Origin of the sequence: Acinetobacter sedimenti (genome assembly GCF_022601685.1) — a bacterium.
GTDB lineage: Bacteria > Pseudomonadota > Gammaproteobacteria > Pseudomonadales > Moraxellaceae > Acinetobacter > Acinetobacter sedimenti.
Genome location: NZ_JAKUML010000011.1, coordinates 25,925 through 42,288, shown reverse-complemented (window position 1 = coordinate 42,288; position 16,364 = coordinate 25,925). Strand labels below are relative to the sequence as shown.

The following is a 16,364-nucleotide window of genomic DNA, read 5'->3' as shown; positions in this document are numbered from 1 at the left end:
AATGCAATTTTGGCGCTTTTTTCATGGTGAAATGAAACAGTAAAAGAGGAAATAAATATGGATATTCAACAACAAGACGATGGCAAACATGGTGTATTTCAGGCATTAGATGGCGATACTGGCAAAGAAAATCTGGCTGGCGAAATGGCATATACCTGGGCTGGCGAAGGTATGTTTATCATCGATCATACCGATGTGTCTGAAGACTATCGTGGACAAGGTATCGGTCGTCAGCTTTTAGATAAAGTTGTTGAATTCGCCCGAGAAAAAAACTTAAAAATCATTTCACTATACCCTTATGCAAAATCTGTATTCGATAAAGATCCAAGCATTGCCGATGTTCTTAGAAATTAATATTATATTTATCATGAGCTTAAAAGTAGTTTAATGAATGGCTTTCGTTCGTCGGAAAGCCTTTAATTTTGCTTCCGCTTTAAAAAGTTTTGTGAGATTCTAATCCAATTCAAAATTTCGGAGTAGATTTTGAATCTTTAAAAAATGGACTTTTTGAAGCTGCTTTAGACGATTTCTAAAGTTGTGCACAAACATGTCCACAGTTTAATTGGTTGAATTTATAATAAAAAATAATATTTATCCAAAAGCTTTATCCACAAATTTAAATTTATTTGTTGATCACTCTAACGTGATTAATAAATTTATGCGCTCTCTTGTCATAGACTTTTTAAATTTAAACGTCGTATTTCAATTTTGGTTTCAATTTAAAAATCGCTATAATATGCGGTTTCTTCTTTTCTCTTTTAGTTTGGTCGTATGAATCTAATGTTTTGACCATTCTGAATTTTTACTTTACGTCATCACTTAGCGGAACTATGCCAATGAATGCGGTCAACACTACCGATGCTCAGCCTTTAGTTGGAATTATTATGGGCTCTCAATCTGATTGGGCGACACTTGAGCACACTGCGAATATGTTGCAACAGCTCAATGTGCCTTTTGAGGCGGAAGTGGTGTCTGCGCATCGTACGCCAGATCGCTTGTTTGAATATGCTGAAACAGCACGTGAGCGCGGTATTCAAGTGATTATCGCAGGTGCGGGGGGTGCAGCGCATTTACCGGGGATGTGTGCTGCAAAAACAGATCTACCAGTACTCGGTGTGCCTGTGAAATCGTCTATTTTAAATGGTGTAGATTCGCTGCTTTCTATTGTACAAATGCCTGCAGGTATTGCTGTAGGTACTTTAGCGATTGGTCCTGCAGGTGCGACCAATGCAGCGATCATGGCGGCGCAAATTGTCGGTTTACAGCGTGCGGATATTGCTCAAAATGTCGCAGATTTTCGCAGTGCCCAAACAGCGAAAGTAGCGAACAATAACATCCCAGGTCAGGTTTAAGGACGAGATCATGTCAAAAATGACGATTGGTATTTTTGGTGGTGGTCAGCTTGGTCGCATGATGGCGCAAGCCGCGTTGCCTTTGAATATTCAATGTACTTTTTTCGAAGCCAGTACAGATTGCCCTTCTGCAGTTTTGGGTCAAGTGATTTCCAGCCAAGAAGAAAATGGTCTAGAAAAATTCATGCAAAGTGCTGATGTATTTAGTCTTGAGTTTGAAAATACGCCACTTACAGATGTTGATCAGCTCGTCCAATCTAAGAAAATTTATCCACCACGTCAGGCTTTGGCGATTGCGCAAAATCGTTTGTTGGAAAAATCTTTATTTGATGAATTAGACATTCCAGTTGCACCGTATCGTGCGGTAGATAGTTTAGAGAGTTTACAGCAAGCCGTAAGCGATTTAGGTTTGCCGATTGTGCTCAAAACCGCAACAGGTGGCTACGATGGTAAAGGTCAATTTGTCCTTAAAAATAAAGCGCAGATTGATGAAGCATGGGTTGAACTTGGTGCAGCAAAATCATTAATTGCAGAAAGTTTTGTACAGTTTAATCGGGAAGTGTCGATCATTGCGGTGCGTGGTCAAAACGGTGAAGTGCGGACATGGGATCTGGCAGAAAACCATCATCATCATGGCATTTTGTCGCATTCGATCGTCCCTGCGCCGAATAGCTTACATTTACAGCCGATCGCAGAAGACTATATCACTCGTCTACTTAATCATTTGGACTATGTTGGTGTACTGACCCTTGAGCTGTTTGTCACTGAACAAGGCATGTTTGCCAATGAAATGGCGCCACGAGTTCATAATTCGGGACATTGGTCGATTGAAGGTGCGGTATGCTCACAATTTGAAAATCATATTCGTGCAGTAGCAGGCTTACCACTTGGGTCAACTAAAACTATCCGACCAACGGTGATGGTGAATATTATTTCACAGCATCCAAAGACAGCACTCATTCTCGCTTTAGACAGTGCGCATCTACATCTTTATGACAAATCTGAACGAGAAGGCCGAAAGCTAGGACACATCACGCTTATGCCGAATTCGAGTGATGAATTGACTGCACTGTGTCGGAAATTAGCGGTAATTTTACCTGAACCATTGGCACTTGATGCGGCAATGCAGATACGGTTTTAATTCACAATGAATTAAAAAATGTGATCTACTTAAAAATATTTTTATTCTTTGTATTGTAAATCCCTTTTTTTGCTATATAATTGACAAAGTAAAATCCCTTTTTGATTTTATACGGTAACACACCCCTGTTGCCGTTTTTTTTTGCCTAAAATTTGGCTTTAAAGTGCTGAATCGTGTAAAAGCGATTAAACATTTAAACGCAGTCATGTGTTCCACGTGAAACAGTTCATTTAAAACGCTTGCTTTGAAGGCACAGTTGCCAATGCAGATTTGAGTAACTGCCAACACTTTTCAACGGTTTCAATATTTACCCTTTCTCCAGGTGCATGTGCGCCACGGATATCAGGACCAAAAGAGACCATTTCTAAATGCGGATAATGCTCTGCAATGATGCCACACTCCAATCCTGCATGAATTACTTTACGTTTTGCTTCGATGCCAAATACATCTCGGTAGGCTTGTTGCAAGCAGGCTAAGGCTTTGGAACTTGGATTTGGTGTCCACCCTGAAACAAGTGGTGCTAAAGTCGCTTGAAGATTATGGTTGATAAAATGCTGTTGAATTCGCTCCGCTAATGCGCCTGCATCAGAATTCACCAAAGAGCGCACCATAATAGATGCTTTAATTGCATTCTGATCTATAGACACCACACCGATATTATTCGAGGTTTCAACAATATCAGGAATAGTTTGGCTAAATTTGCTCACACCATATGGGCAATTGGCTAAAGCTTGGAGCCATTGATTCTGTTGTTTTTCTTCTAAAATGTATTGATGATTTTGCGTAGATTTCTGAATTTGGATATGCAAATCACCATCAATGTGTTGTAGTTTCTCTCGCCATTTGCATTCCGTATTGAATATAGCCTGTTGTAAGTTTTCAAATTGATTGATTGGAATCGCAATAGTTGCAGATGCTTCTCTTGCAATGGCATTACGTGCTGTGCCGCCTTGCATAGAGATTAAATGACCGTCTAGATTGTGCAGATATTCTGATAAAAATTTCGCCAAAATGACATTAGCATTGCCCCGCCCCTCATGGATATCTAGCCCAGAATGTCCGCCTTTGAGTCCGAAGATTTGCAGATCAAAAAATGCTAAATTTGGTGGTGCTTCGATAAGCTGAGCAGTTTGATTGACCTCAACATCCTGACTGCCCGCACAGCCTAAATACAATTCACCCCATTGTTCGGTATCAATATTGATCAGCCATTGTCCGTTTAAAATACTTGGCGATAAAAATCGTGCACCGCTCATCCCTGCTTCTTCATCAACGGTGAGTAAAACCTCAATTGGTCCATGTGCAAAATCGTCTGATTCAAGCACAGCCAAAGACAGTGCGACACCAATGCCATTATCCGCGCCTAAGGTGGTATGTTTTGCAATGAGCCAACCCTCTTCGATCACTGGTTGGATCGGATCGTGTAGGAAGTCATGCACTGTATCTCGATTGGCTTGGGTGACCATATCGAGATGACCTTGCAAAATGACAGGAATCGCATTTTCCATACCTTCGCTTGCAGGTTTTCGAATCACGAGATTGCCAATGTCATCGACTTGCGTTTCCAAGCCTCGTAGTAATGCCCTCTGTCGAAGATAATCACGTAACATCTGCTCATGTTTTGATGGGTGTGGAATATTGCATAAGGTTTGAAAATGTCGCCAAACGATTTGTGGTGTAAGTAAGCCAATTTCAAAAGCAGGCATGATTAGTCTTCGAGTTATTTGGTGTATTCATCTTATGCCAAATCAGCAATAAGTTATGCAACTAATTTTAAAATTTGTAAGAAATGACTTACAACTTTTGGCGTAGATGTAGGCTTTCTGTAAGTGGATAAAGTTTATAAAATGATCACATCAGCAGACAGGATGTCTGTGATAAAAAGACTTGCTGTGAAGCAACAGAGTAAATGGATTACTCATTCACAAATGAAATAGAAACAGGACGTTTCTTGATAACAGTGCTGTGAAGCACCAAGCGAAAGGACATTCGCACTAATCACAACCAACTCAAAAAAAGCCTTAAGATTCGTCTTAAGGCTTTTTTCTTATCGCATGAAAAAACAGTTTAAGTTTTCCGTGTTAGTTGAATTACAACAATATTGAACGAATATCTTGCAATAACTTGGTCAATTTGTTGGTAAATCTTGCGGCATCAGCACCATTAATCACACGATGATCATAAGACAGTGATAACGGTAACATCAGTTTCGGCAGGAATTGTTGCCCATCCCAAACAGGTTGCATGGTCGCAGGAGAAATTCCGAGAATCGCGACTTGAGGCCAATTGACCAGTGGTGTAAATGCTGTACCACCGATACTGCCTAGACTAGTAATGGTTAAGTTAGCACCTTGCAAATCTTTTGGTGCGAGCTTCTTATCACGTGCTTTTTGGCTGAGTTCAGCAAGTTCTGCGGCAATTTGAGCAATCGACTTCAGATCAGGATTACGTAACACAGGCACGGTCAAACCATCCTCTGTAGCGACTGCAATACCCATATGAATTTCATTGCGTAACAGCACCGATTTTTGATCATCCGCAAGATGACCAGCAAAATATGGCTCTTGCTTGAGCAAATGCGCAACGGCTTTGGCGATAAAAGCCAAAATTGTTAGGCTTGTGCCACGCTTCTTAAAGTCAGCTTTGAGCTCATTTCGCCATGCTTCGAGCGCCGTAATATCTGCAAGATCAAACTGCGTCACTTGCGGGATAAAATTGTTTAAAGACAGCTGTGGCACGGATACTTGTTGCAAGCGGGTCATCGTTTTGACTTCAGCACCGCCATAAGCATCAAAACTAGGTAGCTTTGGTAAGCCAGAGGCTTGTGCTACACCCGCAGTGCCTACTGATGGAGATGATGTATTTAGACGTCCTTTAACGTAGGCATAAACATCTTCTTTCAAGATACGGTCATTTGCGCCTGTTGCTTTGACTTGGCTGAGTACGACACCGAGTTGACGCGCCATTTGACGCACCGCAGGTCCTGCATAGACTTTGGCATTGGCTTCGATTTCTGCATCAGTGAGTTTTGTAGTGCTTGTACCTTGTTCAGTACTAGATGACGATGCTGGCGCAGATTCTGCCTGTGGTTTTTGAGCAGAGGTCGTTTGCGCCTTTTCTTCAGAAGGTTTTTGCGCTTCTGTTGTGTTCGCACTCTCGCTACTTTGTGCTGCACCTGATGTTGATTTCACGATCAACATCAACACGCCTTCTTTCACCATATCGCCAGCTTTAACAGCGATAGAGAGCACTTCACCACTGACAATACTTGGTACTTCGACCGTGGCTTTATCCGACTCCACCACGATAATGCTATCGTCTTCGGCAATGACATCACCGACTTTGACCAAGACTTCGGCAACAGAGGCTTTCTCCACGCCAATATCAGGCACTTTCAGTTCGATTTCACGACTTTCAGATGGTGCTTCGGCTTGAGGTGCATCTTTTGCAGGTCCTTCTTCTACTTTTGCATCGTCAGTTGACGGTGCTTCAGTTTCAGGTGTTGCTTCAGCTTTGATGTCTGATGTTTCATTCGATTGTGATGACTCTCCAGCTTCCAATTCGATCAACAGTGTGCCTTCTTTCACCGTATCGCCAACATTGACCGAAATGGATTTCACCGTACCACTGACTGTGCTCGGTACTTCGACCGAAGCTTTATCAGATTCTAAGACCAAAATACTGTCATTTTCAGCAATCTGATCACCAACTTTGACTAAAATCTCAGTGACTTGCGCTTGATCAACACCAATATCAGGAGTAATGATTTGCATGATTATTTCTCCTCTGCTGATGTTGGTTCAACGTATTCAGCAACGGGTTTTATTTCAGCGTGATCTTGAGGTTGCCAAGCAATTGGGCGATCCACGTCAATTTCAAAGCTAGTAATCGCATCTTTAACCAAACGATTATCCACTTCACCTTCGTCAGCAAGCTGTTTAAGCGTGGCAACAACGATATGTGCTGCATCCACCTCGAAGTAGCTACGCAACTTTTCACGAGTATCTGATCGACCGTAGCCGTCTGTTCCGAGAGTGGCATAAGGGCGATTGTCAGGTAAATATGGACGAATCTGCTCGCTATACATGCGCATATGATCTGTAGTAGCAACTACAGTACCATGATATGGGCGTAATTGCTGAGAAAGCCAGCATTCTTTAGGCTCCTCATTCAGTGGATGATTACGGTTGTATTCTTCGCACGCCATACCATCACGAGCCAATTCGTTAAAGCTCGTCACACTCCAGACATTGCTGTGGATTTGATATTCTTCACGCAAAATTTTTGATGCTTTGATCACTTCACGCAGGATGACACCTGAGCCAAGTAATTGAACGGTGGCTTGCTCATCTTTCTCAAGTAGATAAATACCACGACGAATACCCTCTTCTACGCTTTTTCCACCATCAAGACTTTCAGGCATTGCAGGATGCTCGTAATTTTCATTCATCACAGTCAGGTAATAGAACACACGCTCTTGATCTTGATACATGCGTTTTAAGCCATCATGCACGATCACCGCAAGTTCGTAGCCAAAACATGGATCGTATGCCACGCAGTTTGGAATAGTTGCAGCCAAGATGTGAGAATGACCATCTTGGTGTTGTAAGCCTTCGCCATTCAACGTGGTGCGTCCAGCGGTTGCACCGAGCAAGAAACCTTGTGCTTGCGCATCACCCGCTGCCCATGCCAAATCACCAATGCGTTGGAAACCAAACATCGAGTAATACATGTACATTGGGATCATTGGCAAATCATTGGTCGAGTAACTAGTCGCCAAAGCAGTCCACGCACTCATTGCCCCTGCTTCGTTGATGCCCTCTTGTAGCATGTGACCGTCTTTGGCCTCACGGTAGTTCATCAACTGTTCATTGTCTTCAGGGGTATAATGCTGACCATTGACCGCATAAATGCCGAGCTGACGGAACATGCCTTCCAAACCAAAAGTACGTGCTTCATCAGGCACGATCGGTACCACACGATCTTTAATGGCTTTTTCTTTAAGTAAGGCAGAAATTAAGCGCACCATCATCATGGTGGTGGACAGTTCTTTTTCACCACTGCCTTTAAGCACGGCGTCAAATACGCTCAGCTCAGGAATAGATAACACCTCACTTTCTTTACGACGTGCAGGTAAATAACCACCTAAAGCCTCACGGCGGGCTTTCATGTACTTCAATTCAGATGAGTTCTCTGCAGGGCGATAGAATGGTAGTTCTTGTAGCTGTTCATCGCTAAATGGCAAATTGAAGCGATCACGAAAGTATTTTAGCGATTCAACAGGCAGTTTCTTGATTTGATGGGTTTTATTAATACTTTCTGCTTCATGAGAAAGTCCGTAGCCTTTCACGGTTTTTGCCAAGATCACCGTTGGCTGACCATTGCCTTGCATCGCAGCGGCGTAAGCGGCATAGACTTTATATGGATCGTGACCACCACGATTCAGTGCGTCAATGTCTTGATCACTGAGATGTTCAACCAGTTTTTTGGCTTCAGGATATTTGCCAAAGAAGTTTTCACGAGCATAGCCACCGCCTTTGACTTGTAGGCGTTGATAATCACCATCTACCGCTTCTTCCATGACCGCTTTTAATGCGCCAGAATCATCTTTGTTGAGCAATGGATCCCAATGACGTCCCCAAATCACTTTGATCACACGCCAACCCGCACCACGGAAAATCGACTCCAGTTCTTGAATGATTTTGCCATTTCCACGCACAGGACCATCAAGACGTTGCAAATTACAGTTAATGACCCAGATAAGGTTATCCAAACCTTCACGACCAGCCAGTGAAATTGCACCGAGGCTTTCAGGCTCGTCCATCTCGCCATCGCCGAGATATGCCCAGACTTTACGATCTTCTTCTTTGATCAAGCCACGATTCATCAAATACTTTTGAATATGCGCTTGATAAATCGACATGATTGGGCCAAGACCCATGGATACCGTTGGGAATTGCCAATATTCAGGCATGAGATACGGATGCGGGTAACTCGACAGGCCATTGCCATCAACCTCACGGCGGAAGTTTTCCAAATGATCTTCGGTCAGGCGACCTTCTAAAAATGAACGTGCATAGATTCCTGGTGCAGAGTGACCTTGGTAATAAATCATGTCGCCACCAAAATTGTCACTGTTGGCACGGAAAAAGTGGTTAAAACCAACATCATACAATGTTGCACTTGAGGCAAATGTCGCCAAATGTCCGCCCAAGTCATCCACTTTATTGGCACGAAGCACCATTGCCAACGCATTCCATCGAATCAATGCTCGGATACGGCGCTCCATATCAGGATCACCCGGCATTGCAGGTTCTTCATTGACAGAAATTGTATTTAAATATGGCGTGTTTAGGCGTTGAATAGGGACATGTTTGGCGATGGCACGTTGATATAAAGTTTTTAAAATAAAAGCAGCACGTTCAGTGCCCATATGTTCGATGACCGAATCAAACGCATCCTGCCATTCTTTTGTTTCCAACGCATCCTTGTCACCATAAAAAGTCATTTTTCCACCTATCCTATTCTACGAGCCTGATTTATCTTTCCATAAATCATTGTGATTGTCCTTAGTTCTAAGACTAAATGACGACGTACATAGCATATCGGCTTCATCGTATTACCATGTGGCATAAGATGACGCTTAACGGCGGGCTTTACAAATATTCACAGAAAGCGGTCAAAAGTTCGCAAAAGCCATGCAAAGTGCATCATGAAAAAGAATAATATTTTAGCGTATTATATTTTTAACGACGAATAAGCATAGGAAACGGCATTAGCATTAATTTTTAAATCATTAATAATTAAGGAAAACTCAGTAAGGGCATGATTTTCTATAAATGTTTTGATAAAGATTAAAGGTTAGTTAATGGTTAAGTGCTATATAAAATGAAAAAACGCTCAATGGATGATTGAGCGTTTTGAATAACTGAAAATTTTTGCGTTAAGGCAATAATGCTAAATATGTTGAAGGATTTTGGCGTTTATCGTTTTTCACCACTTCAAAGTGTAAATGTGGACCCGTACAACGACCTGTACAGCCAACATTAGCAATATGATCGCCAGCATTGACATAATCGCCAACTTTTGCGATTAGGCGTGATGCGTGCGCATAGCGTGTCTTGTAGCCATTACTATGATCAACTTCAACATAATAGCCATAACCACTGCCCCAACCTGATTTAGTGACGACACCAGCACCACTTGCATAAATTGCGGTACCAGTCGGTGCAGAAAAGTCGATGCCAGAATGTTGGCGTGTTGTACCTAACAAAGTACGCATACCATAGTTTGAGCTAACACGTGCATCAGGAACAGGATGAGCTGTCATCCAAGTCCCTGTTGATGCGCTTGCATATTTGCTCAACGAGGCATTATTAAATTCAACCGATTTTTGAGATGCAGACGCCAAAGTTGCATTGCTAATGGTTTGTTCATCTTGTGAATAAGAGCCTTTCCCAAGTGTACGAGAAAGTTGTTCTAGACGATCCATCGACTCGATGCTGTTTAAAGACTGATAGTCGGCAAAAGCGACAGACATTGCAGAACTAGCGAACGACAATGCAAGTAAAAAACGACGAATATGCATAAATAAAAACCTCGAATTCCAGATCATAATGAAGAGGACTTGCGAATAAATTTTTCGGGACTAACATATAACGATCAATCATCGTAGATGATCAGTCTATGCAACAGTCCAAAACATTATTTCAACGGCTTCGTCAGCCATCTTCACAACGTGTCGGAAATTTTACATTTCTACAAAAGCAAGTTGATGCTTGGCAACAACTTACAAAATTAGTTCAACCTTTATTACCCCTTGGGGGATCGTGGCAGGTTGTATGTTATCAGCATGGTATGCTTATTATTGCAGGTGACAATCAAGCCTTGATTAGTCAAATGCGCTATTTGCAAAGCCAATATATTCGGAATCTAAAAGCAATCCCTGCTCTAGTCGATGTGCAACAAATCAAAATAGTTATGCAATCAGTTTCACAACCACCTAGTAGCAAAAAATATACACGAAAGAAACGATTGTCAAATCAAACTCAAGAAGAGATACAACAAGCCGCTCGAATCGTGAAGGATGCCAAGCTTAGCGAAGCTTTGATACGTTTGGCAAGTCAAGATCAGGAATGAAATGTTACCAAACCATGAAATACGAGCAAAACCAAGGGAGTAAAAGGGTTTAGCAATTGTAATATTATAACATTTAATTCAATGCTGACAGTTATTTAGCCAATCGGAACATATTTTATTGGGCATTGTTCTTGGTTACAAAAAGTTACAATTTCAAAGCTACTTGGATCTGCTTGAATGGCACGTAAAAGCTTGTTATTGAGTGAATGTCCTGACTTAAACGCATCAAATCGAGCGATAATTTGGTGACCAAGTAAGTATAAATCGCCAATCGCATCTAAGATTTTGTGGCGAACAAATTCATCAGAATAACGTAGACCACCTTCATTAACGACGCCATTTTCATCAAGACCGATGGCATTCTCAAGATTGGCACCTAAGGCTAAATTATTCGCTTGGAGTTGTTCTAAGTCTTTCATGAAGCCAAAAGTACGTGCTTCACTGATTTCAGCAACGAAATTTTCTGTAGAAAATTCGATTGAAGAAGATTGATGGCGTTTATCAAAGGCAGGATGATCAAAATCAATGGTGAAATTGAGTTCAAACCCATCATAGGGGCGGAATGATGCGGTTTTATCATCAGTTTGAACATGGATTTCTTTTTTTATTTTGATAAATTTTTTGGCGTGTTCTTGCTCGATGAGCTCGCCTTGAAGTAATAGATAGATAAAAGGCCCTGCGCTACCATCCATGATTGGAATCTCGGCGGCATCAACTTCGATAATGAGGTTATCTAAACCAAGTGCAGCAATCGCACTCATGACATGTTCAACAGTCCCAACTTTGACCTTACCTTTCACCAAGTTTGAGCACATAAAGGCTTCTTGGATCAGCATGGCTTCGGCAGGAATTTCAACCACTGGGTCGAGATCGATGCGACGAAAAACAATTCCAGTATCAGATTCGCTTGGCAAAAAGTTGATTTTGACTTTTTTTCCACTATGTAATCCGATACCGCTAGCACGAACGATTCGGCGGATTGATCTTTGTTTGAACATATTTACTTACAAGATGAGCAATTGTAACTAAGGTAGCACAAAATAGAATGTAAAAAAACATAGGGATAGTTGCTTTATGCAACTATCCCTACTCATGAGATGCATCATACAACATGCAGGATTTATTTGCGTTGCTGATTCTTCAAATAGTCTTGAATGCTCATTGGCGCAGGACGTGGCGAACCTGTATTTTGGTTGCTTGACGCTGGCATATCATTGGCAGCTGTATTGGGTTGTGCTTGACGATTAATCGCAGGCACATCCTCATCTTCCGCAGTTTGTTGCTGTGCAGGACTTGCTTGAGTCGCTATTGGCGGCGCCTTAGGCGGTTCAACCACATTACTATTACGTGTCAAACCAGTTGCAACCACAGTGACTCGAATCTCATCACGGACATCAGGATCAATCGCTGTACCGTAGAAAAATTCTACTTCATCCTCATCAACGATTTGTGCAACATAGTCAGCAATTGTTTCTGCTTCACGTAGAGATAAATCTTCGCCACCTGTAATATTCAACAATACGCCTTTGGCATCACGAATATTGACTTTATCCAATAATGGGCTACGGATCGCCATTTCAGCAGCTTGTTCAGCACGCTTTTCACCACGACCAATCCCTGTACCCATCATGGCATAGCCACGTGTACTCATTGCAGTTTTTAAATCAGCAAAGTCAAGATTGATCAAGCCTGGATTAACAACTAAATCAAAGATACTGCGTACAGCATTGAGCAATACATCATCTGCTTTTTTATAGGCATCGTGCATTGAGATGTCGCCATAGACATCGAGCAAGCGTGAGTTTGGAATAATGATCAGCGAGTCTACATGCTTTTCAAGCTCTTCAATGCCTTGCTCAGCAGCTTTGACACGACGACGACCTTCGAAACGAAATGGTGTAGTTACTACACCTACAGTCAGGATACCCATGTCTTTGGCAATCTCTGCAACGACTGGTGCACCACCTGTCCCTGTGCCACCGCCCATACCTGCAGTGACGAAGACCATGTCTGTACCTTCAAGGTGTTGACGAATCGCATCACGGGTTTCTTCTGCAGCAGCACGACCTACTTCAGGCTTGGCACCTGCACCTAGACCACGTGTGCTTTGCTCGCCCAATTGAACTTTGTTCGGTGCAGACATACGGTCAAGGGCTTGCTTGTCTGTGTTTGCACAGATGAATTTGACCCCAGAAATTTGTTGTTGAACCATATTTTGTACGGCATTACCACCACCACCACCTACCCCGAATACGGTGAAGCGTGCTTGTCCGTAGTTGTCCATTTCGTTATCATCTATATAGGTAATTGAATTTGTAGGCATGACCTTCCGACTTCCAAAATTGTGTTATAGCAGTCACTTATGCCCGTATACTGCCTGAAATAAAAGCTAAATATTAGCACGCTGTTTTCAGTTTGTAATATCTCATACTCAATTTATTACAAACAAAAAAATTTCCTTACCAAAGCACTGTTTTTTATGCAACAGAACCCAAACGACTTTTAGAAAAAGTTTTTCAAATTTGAGAGTAAGTCGTTGCTACTGTTGACCATTCTCTTCCAAATTGAAGATGTATTTTGATTTTCATCAATGACGCTTTCTTGCGCTTCACTTTGGCTAAACATCAGTAATCCACTCGCTGTGGTATAAATGGATCGACGTAACGCAGCTAAAAGTTCATCTTTGCTATACACCTGCAATGGCGGATTACCGAGATGGGCAGATACGCCAAGCTTACGACGTGCATGACTGACTGCACCTTCGATTTGACTAGCATCACCTGTCAAGACCACGCCATGATAAAGATTGGCAAGCGCACCATTTTGACTTAATTCTTGATAGACACGATCAAAGATTTCATCGTATCGCGCTTTGATAATGTCTGCGAGTTCGATACGGCTAATGGTTTGAGGGCCATCAATACCTTGTACTTGGATCATATGATCTGGCTTAATCACGCTATGATCAACACAACCATGCAAATGTTTAATTCGCTCGGCTTCATCAGTCGTCAACTGTAGTACAGCTGCAATATCACGAGTAACGTGTTCTCCACCTAGAGGTAATGTGCTTGCAAAAGCGAGATGCCCACCGAGATAGACTGCAATATTGGTCGTCCCCGCACCAATATCAATGAGGCAGACGCCATACTCTTTTTCATCTTTGAGTAAGCTTGCTTCGGCGGTTGCAAGGGCTGAAATGACCATTTTCTCCACACCAATACCTGCACTTTTCAATGCTTTATCAAGGTTTTGCATGGTGCTAATCGGGAGCATCATCAGCTGATAATGACCCGTTAAAGTTTGCCCAGTGAGCCCAACAGGATTGTGCACCCATTCATCATTGTCATCGACAGCAAAGCCAAGTGGCACAGCACTGGCAAGATAATAGTCGGGAATGAGATGGTTGGTTTTGGCAAGCTCTAAAGCACGTACCACTTCATTGGTGCTAATTGAACCGTCGGCACTGGTAATTGGTGTGCGTCCAGAAGCATAGAAGCTACGTAGGTCGGTACTTGGAATAGATACCCAAGCACTGTTGATACGGCACTCGGCTTGGTCTTCGGCTTCTTGCACGGCATTTTTAATCGCAGAAACGACTTTATCAAGGCTGACGATTTTGCCTTTACTCATGCCACGATTGCGAGCATGTGACATCCCGATGACTTCGATTTTGTTTGGTGCGTGAACCTTGCCGATCAACACCGTCACTTTATGTGTTCCAATATCTATGGCCACAACTGATGGCACAGCTTCACTCATTGTTCATTACCATTATGACTTTTATTATACGGTTGCGGTGCAGATCGCTTGGCGCAGACCGTATGCTTCATCTGTTAAAAAAATGCCCTATTATGGGCTTGATTGGGTTTGCTCCGCAACAGCTACGCTAGGCGTTGGAATGACAAACTGCCCATTATGAATATTGACAGGTTGAGCATTCTTCCACTGTACAGCGAGACCGTTGCGATATCTTAAATCTATCCCAGCGATATTGTCCCAAACTAAACCTAAATCTGTTTTAGCAATTTCGCTTAGTCTTTGTAACTTGCCCATCGTCTGATCTTGATCAACGATCAAGCGCATACCATTATCAAACTGCATAAACCACGTCATACGCTCTGTCAGATATAGCTCTTTAAGGCGCATGTTCATTGGGCTAAACATTTGATTGATATCACGATACTTGGTCATCATCATGCGTGATTGTGAGTTCGGACCATGCAATAATGGCAAGTTTCGATGATCGAAACCTTGTACAGGCTTAAATACCACACCATCATCACTCAAATAACGACCTGTCCCCCAACGTGCAACCGCATGCCGTGGTGTGACACGCAAAACGATGGCATTTGGCCATGCACGTGATACCACCACACGATCGACCCAAGACAAACCTAAGGCATGATCACGAATCTGTTCAAGATCTGTGGTGAAATAACCGCTCGCTGTATCGGCTTTGATATGTTGAATCAGTGCTTGTTGTGCAGGCGCACTGACCCCAACTACATCGACATGATCGATTTCTGCATGCATAAAACGCTGATACAACGCATAACCACCAAAGACAAATACCAAGATGGCAAATATCAATAATAGCCAACTTCCCCACGACAACAACTTCTCACCAAGACTCGGTGGCTTGTCATGTATTGAGGTGGTCGCTGCTTGATGACGTCGCAGGGACAAGGGAAGTTGTGCCATCTTAAATGTTTTAGCCCAAAGTCTGCTCTAAAATTGTCAAACAGAGTTGATCGAAATTGAGTCCAATCGCTTGCGCTGCTTTTGGTACGAGGGAGTGATCTGTCATACCCGGAACGGTATTCACTTCAAGTAGCCAAAAATTACCTTGCTCATCACGCATGGCATCAATACGTCCCCAACCTGAAGCGCCAACGGCTTGGAAAGCACGCAGTGCCAATTCTTTCAAATGCTTTTCGTCAGCATCAGAAAGTCCTGATGGAATGCCATATTGGGTATCGTTACGTTTATATTTTGCTTCATAGTCGTAGAACGCCACATCTTTCGGCGGTTCTAAGCGAATCACAGGTAAAGCTTCACCATTTAAAATGACCACAGTATATTCTGAGCCTGTGATCCATTGCTCCGCCATGACGATCGAATCGTGAGTGGTGGCTTTAGATAATGCCGTAGAAAATTCTTCAGCTTTCTCCACTTTACTCATGCCGATGCTTGAGCCTTCGTGTACAGGCTTGATGATCAGTGGTAGACCAAGCTTATCAATCACTTCATTGAGGTTGGTATCTGTTGTGATCAAACGGTATGGCGCAGTTGGCAATTCGCTACCTTGCCAAATTTGTTTGGTTTTCACCTTATCCATGCCAATCGCAGAACCTTGCACACGTGTTCCAGTGTACGGAATATTGAGCCAGTCCAATACGCCTTGAATTTGACCATCTTCACCGCCACGACCATGCAAAACGATAAATGCACGATCATACGCTTTCAGCTCTGTCACAGAGCGAGTAAGCGGATCAAAGGCTTCTGCATTGACACCGCTACGAAGCAAAGCATCAAGGACGGATTGTCCACTATTGAGTGACACTTGACGCTCCGCAGATTTTCCACCGAGTAATACCGCAACTTTTCCAAATTTATCTTGCACCTGTGACACGGTGAATTCCTTATTTCAAACAACTAAAATTTTAAAACTTGTTCAATTGACTTGCTAAATTTCACAACATCAATTGAATCGAAATCTCAGATAACAC

12 protein-coding genes and 1 pseudogene are annotated in these 16,364 nt (G+C 42.6%); 4 read left to right on the top strand and 9 right to left on the bottom strand.

Annotated elements, in window-relative coordinates:
• Window positions 1–57: 57 nt before the first annotated feature.
• The 3 genes from MKI79_RS08060 to MKI79_RS08050 all read left to right on the top strand — a co-directional run bounded on the left by MKI79_RS08060 (window position 58) and on the right by MKI79_RS08050 (window position 2,493).
• Complete coding sequence (locus MKI79_RS08060; RefSeq protein ID WP_241571849.1) at window positions 58–354, top strand: GNAT family N-acetyltransferase; 297 nt, start codon at window positions 58–60, stop codon at window positions 352–354.
• Window positions 355–836: 482 nt separating this feature from the next.
• On the top strand, window positions 837–1,352 hold the full coding sequence (gene purE, locus MKI79_RS08055) for a 5-(carboxyamino)imidazole ribonucleotide mutase (RefSeq protein ID WP_241571847.1): 516 nt from the start codon (window positions 837–839) through the stop codon (window positions 1,350–1,352).
• A gap of 10 nt (window positions 1,353–1,362) precedes the next feature.
• On the top strand, window positions 1,363–2,493 hold the full coding sequence (locus MKI79_RS08050) for a 5-(carboxyamino)imidazole ribonucleotide synthase (protein ID WP_241571845.1): 1,131 nt from the start codon (window positions 1,363–1,365) through the stop codon (window positions 2,491–2,493).
• Window positions 2,494–2,723: 230 nt separating this feature from the next.
• On the opposite strand, the gene MKI79_RS08045 is transcribed toward MKI79_RS08050, so the two are convergent.
• The 4 genes and pseudogenes from MKI79_RS08045 to MKI79_RS08030 all read right to left on the bottom strand — a co-directional run bounded on the left by MKI79_RS08045 (window position 2,724) and on the right by MKI79_RS08030 (window position 10,081).
• On the bottom strand, window positions 2,724–4,199 hold the full coding sequence (locus tag MKI79_RS08045; protein WP_241571843.1) for an aminoacyl-histidine dipeptidase: 1,476 nt from the start codon (window positions 4,197–4,199) through the stop codon (window positions 2,724–2,726).
• A gap of 384 nt (window positions 4,200–4,583) precedes the next feature.
• A pseudogene (locus MKI79_RS08040) lies at window positions 4,584–6,266 on the bottom strand (2-oxo acid dehydrogenase subunit E2); the annotation flags it as partial.
• Between the two features lie 2 nt (window positions 6,267–6,268).
• Window positions 6,269–9,001 (bottom strand): pyruvate dehydrogenase (acetyl-transferring), homodimeric type, encoded by a 2,733-nt coding sequence (gene aceE / locus MKI79_RS08035; protein WP_241571840.1) that lies wholly within the window; start codon window positions 8,999–9,001, stop codon window positions 6,269–6,271.
• Window positions 9,002–9,436: 435 nt separating this feature from the next.
• Window positions 9,437–10,081 carry a M23 family metallopeptidase gene (locus MKI79_RS08030; protein ID WP_241571838.1) on the bottom strand — a complete coding sequence of 215 codons (645 nt, stop codon included), beginning with the start codon at window positions 10,079–10,081 and terminating at the stop codon, window positions 9,437–9,439.
• A gap of 98 nt (window positions 10,082–10,179) precedes the next feature.
• Here MKI79_RS08030 and MKI79_RS08025 point away from each other — a divergent pair, with 98 nt between their 5' ends.
• Window positions 10,180–10,632: a DUF721 domain-containing protein gene (locus MKI79_RS08025; RefSeq protein ID WP_241571836.1), complete on the top strand. Its 453-nt coding sequence runs from the start codon at window positions 10,180–10,182 to the stop codon at window positions 10,630–10,632.
• Window positions 10,633–10,727: 95 nt separating this feature from the next.
• Here MKI79_RS08025 and lpxC read toward each other — a convergent pair whose 3' ends face one another.
• The 5 genes from lpxC to MKI79_RS08000 form a co-directional block, all read right to left on the bottom strand.
• Window positions 10,728–11,630: a UDP-3-O-acyl-N-acetylglucosamine deacetylase gene (gene lpxC / locus MKI79_RS08020; RefSeq protein WP_241571834.1), complete on the bottom strand. Its 903-nt coding sequence runs from the start codon at window positions 11,628–11,630 to the stop codon at window positions 10,728–10,730.
• Window positions 11,631–11,752: 122 nt separating this feature from the next.
• Window positions 11,753–12,916, bottom strand: coding sequence for a cell division protein FtsZ (gene ftsZ, locus MKI79_RS08015; protein WP_241571989.1), 1,164 nt, complete (start codon window positions 12,914–12,916; stop codon window positions 11,753–11,755).
• A gap of 218 nt (window positions 12,917–13,134) precedes the next feature.
• Entirely contained in the window at window positions 13,135–14,394 is a 1,260-nt protein-coding gene (ftsA, locus tag MKI79_RS08010) for a cell division protein FtsA (protein WP_241571831.1), read from the bottom strand.
• Between the two features lie 90 nt (window positions 14,395–14,484).
• Window positions 14,485–15,336, bottom strand: coding sequence for a cell division protein FtsQ/DivIB (locus MKI79_RS08005; RefSeq protein ID WP_241571828.1), 852 nt, complete (start codon window positions 15,334–15,336; stop codon window positions 14,485–14,487).
• 10 nt (window positions 15,337–15,346) lie between these two features.
• Entirely contained in the window at window positions 15,347–16,258 is a 912-nt protein-coding gene (locus MKI79_RS08000; RefSeq protein WP_241571986.1) for a D-alanine--D-alanine ligase, read from the bottom strand.
• Window positions 16,259–16,364: the final 106 nt, after the last annotated feature.

Coding starts and splice junctions, on each gene's coding strand:
- MKI79_RS08060 (WP_241571849.1), top strand. CDS start 58: ATGGATATTCAACAACAAGACGATGGCAAACATGGTGTATTTCAGGCA.
- purE (WP_241571847.1), top strand. CDS start 837: ATGAATGCGGTCAACACTACCGATGCTCAGCCTTTAGTTGGAATTATT.
- MKI79_RS08050 (WP_241571845.1), top strand. CDS start 1,363: ATGTCAAAAATGACGATTGGTATTTTTGGTGGTGGTCAGCTTGGTCGC.
- MKI79_RS08045 (WP_241571843.1), bottom strand. CDS start 4,199: ATGCCTGCTTTTGAAATTGGCTTACTTACACCACAAATCGTTTGGCGA.
- aceE (WP_241571840.1), bottom strand. CDS start 9,001: ATGACTTTTTATGGTGACAAGGATGCGTTGGAAACAAAAGAATGGCAG.
- MKI79_RS08030 (WP_241571838.1), bottom strand. CDS start 10,081: ATGCATATTCGTCGTTTTTTACTTGCATTGTCGTTCGCTAGTTCTGCA.
- MKI79_RS08025 (WP_241571836.1), top strand. CDS start 10,180: ATGCAACAGTCCAAAACATTATTTCAACGGCTTCGTCAGCCATCTTCA.
- lpxC (WP_241571834.1), bottom strand. CDS start 11,630: ATGTTCAAACAAAGATCAATCCGCCGAATCGTTCGTGCTAGCGGTATC.
- ftsZ (WP_241571989.1), bottom strand. CDS start 12,916: ATGGACAACTACGGACAAGCACGCTTCACCGTATTCGGGGTAGGTGGT.
- ftsA (WP_241571831.1), bottom strand. CDS start 14,394: ATGAGTGAAGCTGTGCCATCAGTTGTGGCCATAGATATTGGAACACAT.
- MKI79_RS08005 (WP_241571828.1), bottom strand. CDS start 15,336: ATGGCACAACTTCCCTTGTCCCTGCGACGTCATCAAGCAGCGACCACC.